Raw genomic sequence first — 13,322 nt, 5'->3', positions numbered from 1 at the left:
AAAATAATCTTTCATAAATAATAAGCCACAAGGAAAATTGACCATCGAAAAACTTTCAAACTAATCAGTCAACAGTATTGTTACAAGTATTTCCCAGCTCCACGCCCTATAGTCAAATGTGCTATAATAGAAGCTATGAACACAAAGATTTTAGACCAATTAGAATTTGACAAGGTCAAGGAGCAGTTCACAGAATACCTACAAACTGAACAGGCTCAGGCGGAGTTACGTGACTTGGTGCCTATGACCAATCCAGAAAGAATTCAAAATCAATTTACAGAAATTCAAGAAATGGCAGAAATTTTCGTAGAGCATCATGGCTTTGCCATTGGTAGCTTGCGAGATATTTCTGAGCCCTTGCGTCGCTTGGAACTGGATGCTGACCTTAACATCCAAGAGCTCATTGCTATCAAGAAGGTGTTGCAAGCTTCGGCTGACCTTGGTCGCTTTTACGCTGACCTTGAAAATGTTGAGCTCGTCGCTCTTAAACGTCTTTTTGACAAGATTGAGGCCTTTCCAAGTTTACAAGGTAGCCTTCAAAGTATCAATGATGGTGGTTTTATTGAGCATTTTGCTAGCCCAGAGTTGCAAAATATCCGTCGTCAACTCAAATCTTGTGATGATGCCATTCGCCAGACCTTGCAAGACATTCTCAAGAAATCTGGCCACATGTTGGCTGAGAGTTTGATTGCTAGTCGTAATGGTCGTTCAGTACTTCCTGTCAAAAATACCTACCGTAACCGTATTGCTGGTGTTGTGCACGACATCTCAAGCTCTGGAAACACAGTCTATATCGAGCCACGCGCCGTTATCCAGCTTAACGAAGAAATCACACAATTACGTGCAGACGAACGCCACGAGATGGCCCGTATCCTGCATGAACTGTCTGATCAACTCCGTCCACAGGCTGCTGCTATTGCCAACAACGCTTGGATTTTGGGCCATATGGACTTCATTCGAGGAAAATACCTCTATCTCCATGATAAAAAGGCGGTTATTCCAAAGATTAGTGACAACCAAACACTCCAACTGCTTAACGTTCGTCACCCTCTCTTGGTCAATCCAGTAGCCAACGATCTGCGCTTTGATGAGAATCTCACAGCCATTGTCATCACAGGTCCCAATACTGGTGGTAAAACGGTCATGCTTAAAACTCTAGGACTAGCACAACTAATGGCTCAATCTGGTCTGCCTATTTTGGCTGACAAGGGTAGTCGTGTAGCCATTTTCCAAGAGATTTTTGCGGACATCGGAGATGAACAGTCTATCGAACAGAGTTTGTCAACTTTCTCTAGTCACATGACGCATATTGTCGAGATTTTGAACGCTGCCGATAGCAATAGCTTGGTCTTGGTCGATGAGCTTGGGGCTGGTACCGACCCTCAGGAAGGGGCTAGCCTAGCCATGGCAATCCTAGAGCACCTCCGTTTGAGCCAGATTAAGACCATGGCCACTACTCACTATCCTGAGCTCAAGGCCTATGGGATTGAGACACAACATGTGGAAAATGCCAGCATGGAGTTTGACACAGCGACTCTAAGCCCTACTTATCGCTTTATGCAGGGGGTGCCTGGTCGCTCTAACGCCTTTGAGATTGCCCGCCGCCTCGGCTTGAATGAAGTCATTGTCAAGGAAGCTGAAAACCTCACGGATACTGATAGTGATGTCAACCGTATCATCGAGCAACTTGAGGCCCAAACCGTGGAAACACAAAAACGTCTGGAGCACATCAAGGACGTTGAGCAAGAGAACCTTAAATTCAACCGTGCGGTCAAGAAACTCTATAACGAATTCTCCCATGAGTACGACAAGGAACTCGAAAAGGCTCAAAAAGAAATTCAAGATATGGTGGATACAGCTTTGGCTGAGAGCGATAGTATTCTCAAAAATCTCCATGATAAGAGTCAACTCAAGCCTCATGAAGTTATCGACGCCAAAGGAAAACTCAAAAAACTTGCCCCACAGGTGGACCTCTCTAAGAACAAGGTCCTTCGTAAAGCCAAGAAAGAAAAGGCTGCGCGTGCCCCTCGTGTCGGAGATGATATCATCGTTACTGCCTATGGTCAACGTGGTACGCTTACAAGTCAAGCCAAAAATGGTAACTGGGAAGCTCAAGTGGGTCTCATCAAGATGACCCTTAAGGCAGACGAATTCACTCTGGTTCGTGCCCAATCTGAAACCCAACAACCTAAGAAAAAACAAATCAATGTGGTTAAGAAAGCCAAGAAGGCATCTGGTGGCCCTCGTGCCCGTCTGGACCTTCGTGGCAAACGCTACGAAGAAGCCATGCAAGAACTTGATGCCTTTATCGACCAAGCTCTACTTAACAACATGAGTCAGGTGGATATCATCCACGGCATTGGTACCGGTGTCATCCGTGATGCTGTTACCAAATATCTCCACCGTCATCGCCATGTTAAAAGTTTTGAATACGCCCCACAAAGTGCCGGTGGTTCTGGATGTACCATCGCAACCTTGGGTTAAAACTAATTAAGAGAGACTGAGACTATGTGTCCAGTCTTTTTTGTGTGAATCAAATCCAAGCACAAAAAAGACTCCCTTAATCAAGGAAGACTTCTATTTTCTATATCACACTGGTCCACAAGTGTTGGATAATTTGGCTAACTGGAAAATTCCAATTAATCAAAAAACGCAAAACCCAGCTAGATGACAAGACCGTTTGAATATTGTTTATGGGAACGGTCGCAAGAATATTCCCCAACATAGTCAAAGGTACGAGACTTACCAAGGAAGCCAAAACACCACCTACCACTTGAAATCGTCTCTGGTCAAGACGCTCAATTCTCACAAAATGGAAGAAAATCCCAAGAAAACGTAAACCATAATAGACCACACAATAGATGGCGAAGAAGGCAACACCCGCATAATAGACACGGTCAAGTGAGAAGATATTCTGATCTGTAAAAAAAGCTACACTGGCATCTTTGGTTGGATTAGCATAAGGTACCCAAAGATTGATAGCCTCTCCTAGCGGCTGGTAAAAATAAGCGGCTACACACATGGCGATAATGACCGAAACCACGTAATAGGCTTGCATAAAGAGACCTCTTCGGTAGCCAATGTAGAAATTCCAAGCCATGAGGGCTAAGACAAGGAGTCCAATCATGCGTCATCCTCATCGTCATCACTTTGAGCTGTCGCCTTGACCTTAAGTTGTTCGAGTTGCTTAGCTCTCAAAATCTCCAACTCTTTTTCCATATCTTCAACTTGAATTTCACGTTCCAACTGAGTAGACAAAGAATTGATGGCCATTAGAATAGCAATCGTTTCATTATCAGCATTTTTCATCTGCTTTTTGATAATTTTATATTTCTCATAAGCAACACGCTCCACCTCTTCCATGAATAAGTTGTCCTTATCAGTTGTTAGCGTGAGATTCTTTTCTCCAAAATGAAATTTGTAACGGTTTTTGTTTGCCATTTGCTTGTTAACTGCCTAATCAATGGTGGGCATGGAGTCTCCACCGCAGCTTCTCCTTATTTTTGTTTTTAGCACCCTTTTTAGTCAGATTTTGACACATTCTCCAGGGCGTATTCGACACATAAATACCAACTGACTCCTCCAATCATAGAAAAAAGAGCAGAATGTGGCATTCTCTTTCTAATCATTATATCCTAAATTTTAAATTTCGTAAATTTTAGACTTTGCCCTTCTCCAGAAAAATAATTTTCAAGGATTCCAAACCTGTAAAATATCTACCAATTCTCCTTTTTTGTGCTAAAATAGATTTCATGGGCACAATCGTATTAAAAATGACAGCAGAACAGATTTCAATACTCCAGAAGGATCTAGCAAGCTATGCAACTGCGACTAAAAATCCATACGCTAGTTTTTCAGCCAAGGTCGATGGAACAAGTGTCATCGCCTATACTTCAGGTAAGGTAACCTTCCAGGGTGCTAAACCAGAAAGCCTAGCTAGCCGTTTTGGTTACCAAGCCGAGCCTAAGCAGTCACCTGATGGGCAAAATCTGGCCCTAATTGGATCAGACGAAGTCGGAAACGGCTCCTATTTTGGTGGTTTAGCTGTTGTAGCTAGCCTAGTTACTCCCGTTGACCATGCTTTTTTGAAATCTCTAGGAGTCGATGATTCTAAAAATCTAAATGATACTAAGATTCGTCAGATTGCACCTCTCTTGGAGGAGAAAATTCCCCACAAAGCACTCCTGCTTTCTCCTAGAAAGTACAATGAGGTGGTTGGAGACGGTAAAGCTCACAATGCTGTATCCGTCAAAGTAGCCCTCCACAATCAGGCTATTTTCCTACTATTACAATCTGGTGCTAAACCAGATAAGATTGTCATTGATGCTTTTACCAGTGAGAAGAATTATCAAAAATACCTCAAGAACGAACGCAATCACTTTGAATTTCCCATCACTCTAGAAGAAAAAGCTGAAGGTAAATACTTGGCCGTCGCGGTGAGTTCTATCATTGCTCGCAATCTCTTCCTGAAAAATCTGGATAAACTTAGCCAAGAGGTTGGTTATACCCTTCCTTCAGGTGCTGGTGCCAAGTCAGACCAAGTCGCTGCTAAACTCCTTCAAGCTTATGGAGACCAGGCTCTCCAGACTACTGCTAAATATCATTTTGCCAATACTAAAAAAGCCTACCAACGCTTAAAATAACCCTGAAAGGCCTTAACCATGCAAAACAAATGGACCCAAAATTTCCTCACTTTTCTTCGTGAGTGGGGACTCTTCATTCTCTTTATCACTTTCTTCCTCTTGACCCGTCTCTTCCTCTGGCTCCCTGTTCAGGTTGACGGACACTCAATGGATCCTACCCTAGCAGATCGACAACGTGTTATCGTTTTAAAACACACGTCCATTGAACGCTTTGATATCGTCGTCGCCAAGGAAGTTGAAAATGGTAAGACTAAACAAATCGTAAAACGTATCATCGGTATGCCAGGTGATACCATTACCTATCAAAACGATAAACTTACTGTCAATGGTAAAGAAGTTAAGGAAGAATACCTCAAAGAATTCCAAGCTGCCTTTGCTAAGGATAAACTACAAAAAGAATATGACTACCGCGATTACTTCCAACAGTTAGCCAAGGATGCAAAGGCCTTCACGGTCAATGCTGAGGGCAATACGACCTTCACGGTCACTGTTCCAGAAGGCAAATATTTCTTACTCGGAGATAACCGTATCGTTTCAAAAGATAGCCGCGAAGTTGGTTACTTTGACAAGAGTGCTCTTGTCGGGGAAGTCAAATTCCGCTTCTGGCCACTTAATAAAATTGGTACAGTTGAGGACAACTAAGAACACTAAATAAGATAAGGTTGGGGAGACCCAGCCTTATTATGTATCTAGGAAGAAACACATGCAAGAATTTTATTTTTCAGGAACTATCGAACGTATCATTTTTGAAAATGCCAGTAATTTCTTTCGTATCCTACTCTTAGAGATTGACGAAACCGACAGTGATTTTGAAGACTATGAAATCATTGTTACTGGAACTATGGGGGATGTCATGGAGGGTGAGGACTATACCTTCTGGGGTCAGCTAACCAATCACCCCAAATATGGTGAACAACTACAAATGACTCGTTACGAGCGTTCAAAACCCTCTGCCAGTGGCCTTATCAAGTATTTCTCCAGTGACAATTTCAAAGGAATCGGTAAGAAAACAGCCGAGCGTATTATCGAGATTTATGGCGAAGACCCTATTGACAAGATTCTCGAAGACCCTAGCAAATTAGAGCAGATTCCTAATCTGTCCAAGGTAAACCGAGAAGCCTTCCTAGCAAAGTTAAAAATCAACTATGGTACCGAACAAATCTTGTCCAAACTTTCCAGCTATGGACTCACACCAAAGGCTGCCTCACAAATTTTCAACCAATATAAGGAAGAAGCACTCAACCTTATCGAAGAATATCCTTATCTCTTGGTAGAGGAAGTTCAGGGAATTGGATTTAAAATGGCCGATCAACTAGCCGAACGTCTGGGGATTGCTAGCGATGCTCCTGAGCGTTTACGAGCCGCCCTGATTCACTGTCTGCTAGAAGCTAGTCTGGAAGAAGGCGACACCTACATCGAGGCCAAAGCCTTGCTTGAACGGACTATCATTCTTTTGGAAAGTGCTCGCCAGATTGAACTTGAACCCGCCTTGGTCGCTAACCAATTAACCAATCTTATTCAAGAGGATAAGGTGCAAAATATAGAGACTAAAATTTTTGATAATACCCTATATTTTGCGGAACAGGGCATCTATACCCACCTAACTCGTATCATGAAAGACCAACCTGACATCAGTGCTGAGGACAAAATCCAAACAAGTCTTGAAGAGGTGGAAGAAGAGCTTGGTATTGCTTATGACAAGGTTCAAAAAGATGCCATTATTAAAGCCCTACAAAGCAAGGTCTTCATCCTGACAGGTGGTCCCGGAACAGGGAAAACCACTGTTATTAACGGAATTATTAAAACCTATGCTGACCTTCATGGTCTAGATCTCAAGAAGTCTGATTTACCAATTATTTTAGCGGCACCAACGGGACGGGCTGCTCGTCGGATGAACGAACTCACCAAACTTCCTAGTGCCACTATTCATAGACATTTAGGCCTCAATAGTGAGGACGATTTCAAGACCTTAGATGACTATCTCGATTGTGATTTGATTATCATCGATGAGTTTTCTATGGTTGATACTTGGTTGGCCAATCAACTCTTCGAAAGCATTTCTGATACTACTCAAGTCATCATTGTAGGTGACCAAGATCAGCTGCCTTCTGTAGGCCCTGGCCAAGTCTTAGCTGACCTTTTGCAGATTGATAACTTGCCCAAGGTTTCCCTAACCAAAATTTTCAGACAATCTGAGGATTCCACTATTGTTACCTTAGCTAGCCAGATGCGACAAGGCCAACTACCCGCTGATTTCACAGAGAAAAAGGCTGACCGATCATACTTTGAGGCTAATGCTAGTCATATTCCACAGATGGTCCCTAAAATTGTCTCTGCCGCTATTAAAAGTGGGATTGCTGCTCAGGATGTACAGATTCTGGCCCCCATGTACCGGGGACAGGCTGGTATCAACAATCTCAATACCATTATGCAAGATCTACTAAATCCCAAAGAAAAAGCCAATCAATTTGCCTTTAATGATATTTTCTTCCGTAAGAATGACAAGATTCTCCATCTGGTCAACGATACAGAACTCAATGTCTTCAATGGCGATATCGGAATCATTACTGATCTCATACCTAGTAAATATACTGAAAGTAAACAGGACGAAATTTACATTTCCTTCGATGGCAATGAGGTAATCTATCCTCGTAACGAATGGAATAAGATTACTCTTGCCTATGCCATGTCAATCCACAAATCCCAAGGGAGTGAGTTCCCAGTTGTTATCCTTCCCATCACACGCCAAAGTGGGCGTATGCTGCAACGTAACTTGATCTACACCGCTATCACACGCGCCAAGAGTAAACTGGTCATGTTGGGGGAAATCGCAGCCTTCGATTATGCGGTTCACAACGAAGGTGCCAAACGTAATACCTACCTCATCCAACGTTTTGAACAAACTTATACACAAGCTGTTGATAAGTCTGTCGAAAAGATTGTTAAAAACGAGGCAATAGACGCCTCTGATCAAACAAAAACGGAAAACAATAACCCCTCAGAAACCCTTGAAAACAAAGACTTCTCGGAAAATATCAATCCATCCCAAACTCTTATTAACACTTATTCACACCTTGTGGATAAGTCTGTTAACAAACCTGTGCAAACAGAAGAAAACTATCTTTTAACTGAAGAAAATTGGTCAACTATTGACCCAATGATAGGTCTCAGTGAAGACGATATTGCTGCCTTTTTTAACAATAATTAAAAAAGACTGGGAAAGTGACTCATTTAGAGCAACTCCAAGTCTTTTCATTTACTAAAATACTAAACGAATCAGGGCCATAGACACTATACCGACAATGACTGTATAGAGTAGATTTTTACTCTTAAATGCTACAATGACCGTTGGCACCGTAGCCAGTATTTCCATCCACTTAAACTGTGGCAAGTGACCGATTTTCTCAGTCATGAGGCTCGAGAGAATCAGGGCAAAGAGAATAGAAACTGGTAGGTAGTGCAAGAAACGAACAACTATATCTGGTAGGCCCTTGTATTTCACTAAGATGAAAGGGAGGACACGAGGGACCCAGCTGACCACAAATCCAAGTAAGATAGCAATGAGAATAAACTTATTGACGGCCATCACACATCACCCCCACACTACATCCAATCAAAGTTGCCACTAAAACAGCTAAGGATTCTGACAAAATGATACTAAAGCTAAGATATGCCACAGCAATAGATAACAGAATCAGGAACAGCTTACGCACTCCTTCACCTAGCAAGGCATCAAACTGACTACTTAACAAACCAATAAACATGGCAATCAAGGCAAAATCCAAACCAAAAAGCTGGGGATTGGGAATCATTGAACCAATCAAACAACCAACAACTGACGATACAATCCAAACCAGATAACTGAAAATATTGTTACCATGCATCCAGTTAGCGGGAATATCTTTATGATGCACATATTCACCCAACAAGACACCATAACTTTCATCCGTAATCAGACTACCAATTCCCAGCTGATTCCAGAGACTTGTTTTTGTAAAAATCGTCGTGGCATGTAAACTCATCAACATGTTACGCAAATTAACCAAGAAAACAGTCAAGGTTAACTCACCCAGACCAGCCCCTGCGACCACTAAGGCACACATGGCAAACTGAGCCGAGCCACCATAGACCAAGGCACACATGAGAGCAACTTCAAGAGCCGATAGACCAGAAGCTACTGCTACAACACCAAAAGCTAGGCCAATAGCCACATATCCTAGAGCTGTTGGTACTGCGGCTTTCACACCCAAACGAAAGTCAGACACACACAATCCTTTCTAAAGGAACCTCTTACCAGACCAGTAAGAGGTTCTTCTTATTCTTCAAATCCTGCAAAGGCTAGACTTGGTTTAGCATTTAGATCCAAGTCAGCAAAATGTTTTTTATCATATTCAATAGCTGCTGCTAAAGCAATCATACCAGCATTATCACCACAAAGACGCAAAGGCGGAATAACCACATCTACATCTGTGATTTCCTCAGCCAAGCGTTCACGTAAGCCCTGATTAGCTGCCACGCCCCCAGCAACAACAAGTGTCTTGACTGGGTAACGCTCTAAGGCTTTCTTGGTCTTAGCTAGGAGAATATCCAAAACAGCAGCTTGGAAGGAAGCACAAAGGTCTTCTGTAACTAAAACTTCCCCTTTCTGCTCAGCATTATGGTGCAAATTGATGAAGGCTGACTTCAAGCCTGAGAATGAAAACTCCAAGTGGTCTTCCTTAATCATGGCACGTGGGAAATCATGAACATCTTTCCCCTTATGTGCCAATTCATCAATCTCTCGTCCTGCTGGGTAGGTCAAGCCCATCACACGTCCCACCTTATCATAGGCTTCACCAACCGCATCGTCACGTGTCTCACCAACAATCTTGTAATTTCCTGGCTCTGACACGTAAACCAACTCTGTGTGTCCTCCAGATACCAAAAGCGCCAGGAGGGGATACTCCAACTCTTGAACCTCACGCGCCGCCATCAGATGACCTGCCATATGATTGACTGGAATCAAAGGCAAACCGTGCGCCCAGGCAAAGGCCTTAGCTGCTGCCATACCAACCAAGAGGGCTCCAACCAAGCCTGGACCATAGGTTACAGCTACAGCATCCAATTGTTCAGCAACAATTCCTGCCTCAGATAGAGCATCCTTAATACAAAGAGTCACTACTTCCACATGGTGACGGCTAGCCACCTCAGGAACAACACCACCAAATCGTTTATGACTTTCCACCTGACTGGCAATAATATTACTTAAAAGTTCTTTCTCATTTTTTAAAACAGCAACTGAAGTCTCGTCACACGAGCTCTCCACCGCCAAAATATATCTATCTGCCATTAGATTTCCTCTCGCCTCATGATAACAGCATCCTCCTGAGGTTCATGATAATAGTTTTTCCGAATTCCTAGACTTTCAAATCCAAATTTTCTGTATAATGCCTGAGCAACTTGATTTGAAGCCCTAACTTCAAGAAAGATTGGCTCACTACGCTCTTCTAAATACTTCATCAGCTGACTGGCATAACCACGTCCCTGATAAGCTTTTAGAACTGCAATATTGGTAACCTCAAGCTCACCTACTAAATTTTGAAGAGCTAAAAAACCTACAACTTCTTCTTGATTATAAACATAGAAATATTCTGTAGTGTCCAAAGCCAAGTCTGCCACCACCTGCTCAAGTGTCCACGGAGATTTGTCATAAACATCCGACAAAATCTGGTAAATGAGCTGAGCCTGTTCCAGTCTACTCAATCTAGACGCGCTTGATGTAGTTGTCACGGTTAGTCTCCTCATGGGTCTTAAGCCAGTTTTCCTCCGCCTCAACCCGCTTCAAGTAATGTGGGACAAAGGCATCCACATTAACAGGGGGCAAGGATAAGCCTAAACGACCAATTAACAGGGCTGACGGAAGACTTGACAAGATCGTTGCCTCTGGAAGACTTTCCTTAATCTGATCCACAAAATTAGCTACTTCACCTACAAAAGTTACCTTTTCAAAAGTTTTAGCTTGCTCAAGAACATCTGTAAAGGCAGCATGACAATCAGGGACGATAGCTTGGCCATTTTCATAAAATCCGACGTAAACATTATTACGACGGGCATCCATGATAGGAATCACAACACCATCAGCTGAAAGATCCATCAGGCCCTGCAAACTTGAAACTCCCACTAAATCAATGTTAAGGGCATATGCTAAAGTCTTAGCTGTTGCAACAGCCACACGAAGACCTGTGTAGGATCCGGGTCCTTGAGCAACAACGACACGCTCTAAATCAGCTGGTTGCCAGTTCGCCTGAGCGACCAAAAAATCAATGGTGGGCATTAGACTAATACTGTGATTCTTTTTCACTGTCACGGTTGCCTCTGCCACTAAGTTCTCTCCTTCTAACAAGGCTACTGATAGAGCAGTGCTAGAAGTATCAAATGCTAATATTTTCATCTTTTTTCCTTGTTTCCTTTTATGCTTTTCTATTATAACACAAGTAGTTGTTTCCCAAAAACGAACATTTCCCAACTTTTTCCGCCATTTTCTTTATCTACCCTTTATCTTGTGGTACAATAATAGTAATTGTTATGCGAATCAAGGCTACTAGCTATTACTCATAAAAGTGAATATCATAACGTCAAGTTAATCATAGAAAAGATTAACTTGACCGGTTTTTTTATAGAATGGCAGAGCCTTTTGGAAAGAAAGGAAAACCATGATTTATAAAGTTTTTTACCAAGAAACTAAAGAGCGTAACCCACGCCGTGAACAGACAAAATCACTCTATCTAGATATCGATGCAAAAACTGAACTTGAGGGACGTATCCAAGCTCGTCAAATCATCGAAAAAAATACTGCCTACAACATCGAATTCATTGAGCTCCTCTCAGAAAAAGCCCTTGAATACGAAAAAGAAACAGGCGTTTTTGAAGTAACGGAGTTCTAAAACCATGACATCAAAAATCAATCTAAAACCTGAAGAAGTTGGGGTTTATGCGATTGGTGGTTTGGGAGAAATCGGTAAAAATACCTATGGTATTGAATATCAAGATGAAATTATCATCGTCGATGCGGGTATTAAATTCCCTGAGGATGATCTTCTCGGTATTGATTATGTCATCCCGGACTATTCTTACATCGTTGAAAACGTTGACCGTGTTAAGGCTCTTGTCATTACTCACGGTCACGAAGACCATATTGGTGGTATCCCCTTCCTTCTTAAACAGGCAAATATCCCAATCTATGCAGGACCACTTGCTCTTGCTCTCATCAAAGGAAAATTGGAAGAACACGGACTACTTCGTGATGCACAACTCTATGAAATTAACGCTAATACAGAGCTTACTTTCAAAAATATGAGCGTAACCTTCTTCCGCACAACTCACTCAATTCCAGAACCTCTCGGAATTGTCATCCATACACCACAAGGTAAAATTGTTTGTACCGGTGACTTTAAGTTTGACTTCACTCCAGTAGGTGAGCCAGCCGACCTTCATCGTATGGCTGCACTCGGTGAAGAAGGCGTTCTTTGCCTCCTCTCAGACTCAACCAATGCTGAAGTCCCAACTTTCACTAATTCCGAGAAGGTCGTGGGGCAATCCATCATGAAAATCATTGAAGGCATTCACGGTCGTATTATCTTCGCCTCATTTGCCTCTAATATTTTCCGTCTTCAACAAGCTGCTGAGGCTGCTGTAAAAACCGGTCGTAAGATTGTTGTCTTTGGACGTTCTATGGAAAAAGCCATTGTTAATGGTGTTGAACTAGGCTATATTAAAGTTCCAAAAGGAACTATTATTGACCCTAGTGAGATGAAAAACTATCATGCCAGTGAGATTCTTATCATGTGTACCGGTTCTCAAGGGGAGCCTATGGCGGCCCTTGCACGTATCGCCAATGGGATGCACCGACAAGTAACACTACAACCTGGTGACACCGTTATCTTCTCATCTAGTCCTATCCCAGGAAACACAACTAGCGTTAACCGTTTGATTAATACCATTCAAGAAGCGGGTGTAGATGTTATCCACGGTAAAATCAACAATATCCATACCTCTGGTCACGGTGGTCAACAAGAGCAAAAACTAATGCTTCGCTTGATCAAACCAAAATTCTTCATGCCTGTTCACGGTGAATACCGCATGCAGAAGGTCCATGCCGGTCTCGCTGTTGATTGTGGTATTCCAAAAGATAATATCTTTATCATGGAAAATGGTGATGTCTTAGCCCTAACAAAAGATTCTGCTCGTCGTGCAGGTCATTTCAATGCTCAAGACATCTATGTCGATGGTAACGGTATCGGCGATATCGGAGCGGCTGTTCTTCGTGACCGTCGTGATCTTTCTGAAGACGGTGTTGTCCTTGCTGTGGCAACTGTTGATTTCAAGTCTAAGATGATTCTAGCTGGTCCAGATATTCTCAGTCGTGGCTTTATCTATATGCGTGAATCTGGTGATCTTATTCGTGAGAGCCAACGCATTCTATTCAACGCTATTCGTATTGCTCTTAAAAATAAAGATGCTAGTATTCAATCCGTTAACGGAGCTATCGTCAATGCATTACGACCATTCCTATATGAAAAAACAGAACGTGAACCAATCATTATTCCAATGATTCTCACACCTGACAAATAAAAATGGTAGCCTAACAGGGCACTGCACCCTTATAATGGGACACAAGAAAAACACATTCATGAGGCCAGT

13 protein-coding genes are annotated in these 13,322 nt (G+C 42.4%); 6 read left to right on the top strand and 7 right to left on the bottom strand.

The genetic code is table 11. From position 1 onward, the window contains the following. Nucleotides 1–135: 135 nt before the first annotated feature. Nucleotides 136–2,484: an endonuclease MutS2 gene (locus RWZ99_RS03580; protein WP_314676396.1), complete on the top strand. Its 2,349-nt coding sequence runs from the start codon at nucleotides 136–138 to the stop codon at nucleotides 2,482–2,484. 100 nt (nucleotides 2,485–2,584) lie between these two features. Here RWZ99_RS03580 and RWZ99_RS03575 read toward each other — a convergent pair whose 3' ends face one another. Continuing rightward, nucleotides 2,585–3,127, bottom strand: coding sequence for a CvpA family protein (locus RWZ99_RS03575; protein WP_314676394.1), 543 nt, complete (start codon nucleotides 3,125–3,127; stop codon nucleotides 2,585–2,587). Continuing rightward, the gene (locus RWZ99_RS03570; RefSeq protein WP_003096030.1) at nucleotides 3,124–3,441 is read right to left on the bottom strand and encodes a hypothetical protein; all 318 of its coding nucleotides are present in this window, start codon (nucleotides 3,439–3,441) and stop codon (nucleotides 3,124–3,126) included. Before RWZ99_RS03570 ends, RWZ99_RS03575 begins: the two co-directional genes overlap by 4 nt. A 311-nt stretch (nucleotides 3,442–3,752) precedes the next feature. Between RWZ99_RS03570 and rnhC the strand changes: the two genes are divergently transcribed. The 3 genes from rnhC to RWZ99_RS03555 all read left to right on the top strand — a co-directional run bounded on the left by rnhC (nucleotide 3,753) and on the right by RWZ99_RS03555 (nucleotide 7,851). Further along, nucleotides 3,753–4,643 (top strand): ribonuclease HIII, encoded by an 891-nt coding sequence (gene rnhC / locus RWZ99_RS03565; RefSeq protein WP_314676393.1) that lies wholly within the window; start codon nucleotides 3,753–3,755, stop codon nucleotides 4,641–4,643. A gap of 18 nt (nucleotides 4,644–4,661) precedes the next feature. Further along, on the top strand, nucleotides 4,662–5,285 hold the full coding sequence (gene lepB, locus RWZ99_RS03560) for a signal peptidase I (protein ID WP_314676392.1): 624 nt from the start codon (nucleotides 4,662–4,664) through the stop codon (nucleotides 5,283–5,285). 61 nt (nucleotides 5,286–5,346) lie between these two features. After that, nucleotides 5,347–7,851 carry an ATP-dependent RecD-like DNA helicase gene (locus RWZ99_RS03555; RefSeq protein WP_314676390.1) on the top strand — a complete coding sequence of 835 codons (2,505 nt, stop codon included), beginning with the start codon at nucleotides 5,347–5,349 and terminating at the stop codon, nucleotides 7,849–7,851. Nucleotides 7,852–7,902: 51 nt separating this feature from the next. Here the strand turns inward: RWZ99_RS03555 and RWZ99_RS03550 are convergent, their stop codons facing one another. The 5 genes from RWZ99_RS03550 to tsaB are packed head-to-tail and all read right to left on the bottom strand — an operon-like array spanning nucleotide 7,903 to nucleotide 11,073. Continuing rightward, nucleotides 7,903–8,229 carry an AzlD domain-containing protein gene (locus tag RWZ99_RS03550; protein WP_314676389.1) on the bottom strand — a complete coding sequence of 109 codons (327 nt, stop codon included), beginning with the start codon at nucleotides 8,227–8,229 and terminating at the stop codon, nucleotides 7,903–7,905. Beyond that, nucleotides 8,216–8,908 (bottom strand): AzlC family ABC transporter permease, encoded by a 693-nt coding sequence (locus RWZ99_RS03545; protein WP_314676387.1) that lies wholly within the window; start codon nucleotides 8,906–8,908, stop codon nucleotides 8,216–8,218. The genes RWZ99_RS03550 and RWZ99_RS03545 overlap by 14 nt, the downstream gene beginning before the upstream one ends. A 50-nt stretch (nucleotides 8,909–8,958) precedes the next feature. Next, complete coding sequence (gene tsaD, locus RWZ99_RS03540) at nucleotides 8,959–9,972, bottom strand: tRNA (adenosine(37)-N6)-threonylcarbamoyltransferase complex transferase subunit TsaD (protein ID WP_314676385.1); 1,014 nt, start codon at nucleotides 9,970–9,972, stop codon at nucleotides 8,959–8,961. Further along, nucleotides 9,972–10,427: a ribosomal protein S18-alanine N-acetyltransferase gene (gene rimI / locus RWZ99_RS03535; protein ID WP_314676384.1), complete on the bottom strand. Its 456-nt coding sequence runs from the start codon at nucleotides 10,425–10,427 to the stop codon at nucleotides 9,972–9,974. Before rimI ends, tsaD begins: the two co-directional genes overlap by 1 nt. Continuing rightward, entirely contained in the window at nucleotides 10,387–11,073 is a 687-nt protein-coding gene (gene tsaB, locus RWZ99_RS03530; RefSeq protein ID WP_314676383.1) for a tRNA (adenosine(37)-N6)-threonylcarbamoyltransferase complex dimerization subunit type 1 TsaB, read from the bottom strand. The genes rimI and tsaB overlap by 41 nt, the downstream gene beginning before the upstream one ends. Nucleotides 11,074–11,335: 262 nt before the next feature. Between tsaB and RWZ99_RS03525 the strand changes: the two genes are divergently transcribed. Both RWZ99_RS03525 and rnjA read left to right on the top strand, forming a co-directional pair. Then, on the top strand, nucleotides 11,336–11,566 hold the full coding sequence (locus RWZ99_RS03525) for a DNA-dependent RNA polymerase subunit epsilon (RefSeq protein ID WP_064523125.1): 231 nt from the start codon (nucleotides 11,336–11,338) through the stop codon (nucleotides 11,564–11,566). Nucleotides 11,567–11,570: 4 nt separating this feature from the next. Further along, complete coding sequence (gene rnjA / locus RWZ99_RS03520; protein ID WP_314676382.1) at nucleotides 11,571–13,253, top strand: ribonuclease J1; 1,683 nt, start codon at nucleotides 11,571–11,573, stop codon at nucleotides 13,251–13,253. Nucleotides 13,254–13,322 lie beyond the last annotated feature (69 nt).

It is taken from the genome of uncultured Streptococcus sp., from assembly GCF_963545685.1.
Lineage (GTDB): Bacteria > Bacillota > Bacilli > Lactobacillales > Streptococcaceae > Streptococcus.
The sequence above is the reverse complement of the archived record's forward strand: the minus strand, read 5'-3'. Positions and strand labels throughout refer to the sequence as shown.

Excerpts from the sequence above, each read along its gene's own strand:
- RWZ99_RS03580 (WP_314676396.1), top strand. The coding sequence starts at position 136 with ATGAACACAAAGATTTTAGACCAATTAGAATTTGACAAGGTCAAGGAG.
- RWZ99_RS03550 (WP_314676389.1), bottom strand. The coding sequence starts at position 8,229 with ATGGCCGTCAATAAGTTTATTCTCATTGCTATCTTACTTGGATTTGTG.
- rimI (WP_314676384.1), bottom strand. The coding sequence starts at position 10,427 with ATGAGGAGACTAACCGTGACAACTACATCAAGCGCGTCTAGATTGAGT.
- RWZ99_RS03575 (WP_314676394.1), bottom strand. The coding sequence starts at position 3,127 with ATGATTGGACTCCTTGTCTTAGCCCTCATGGCTTGGAATTTCTACATT.
- RWZ99_RS03555 (WP_314676390.1), top strand. The coding sequence starts at position 5,347 with ATGCAAGAATTTTATTTTTCAGGAACTATCGAACGTATCATTTTTGAA.
- lepB (WP_314676392.1), top strand. The coding sequence starts at position 4,662 with ATGCAAAACAAATGGACCCAAAATTTCCTCACTTTTCTTCGTGAGTGG.
- tsaD (WP_314676385.1), bottom strand. The coding sequence starts at position 9,972 with ATGGCAGATAGATATATTTTGGCGGTGGAGAGCTCGTGTGACGAGACT.
- RWZ99_RS03570 (WP_003096030.1), bottom strand. The coding sequence starts at position 3,441 with ATGGCAAACAAAAACCGTTACAAATTTCATTTTGGAGAAAAGAATCTC.
- RWZ99_RS03525 (WP_064523125.1), top strand. The coding sequence starts at position 11,336 with ATGATTTATAAAGTTTTTTACCAAGAAACTAAAGAGCGTAACCCACGC.
- tsaB (WP_314676383.1), bottom strand. The coding sequence starts at position 11,073 with ATGAAAATATTAGCATTTGATACTTCTAGCACTGCTCTATCAGTAGCC.
- rnhC (WP_314676393.1), top strand. The coding sequence starts at position 3,753 with ATGGGCACAATCGTATTAAAAATGACAGCAGAACAGATTTCAATACTC.
- rnjA (WP_314676382.1), top strand. The coding sequence starts at position 11,571 with ATGACATCAAAAATCAATCTAAAACCTGAAGAAGTTGGGGTTTATGCG.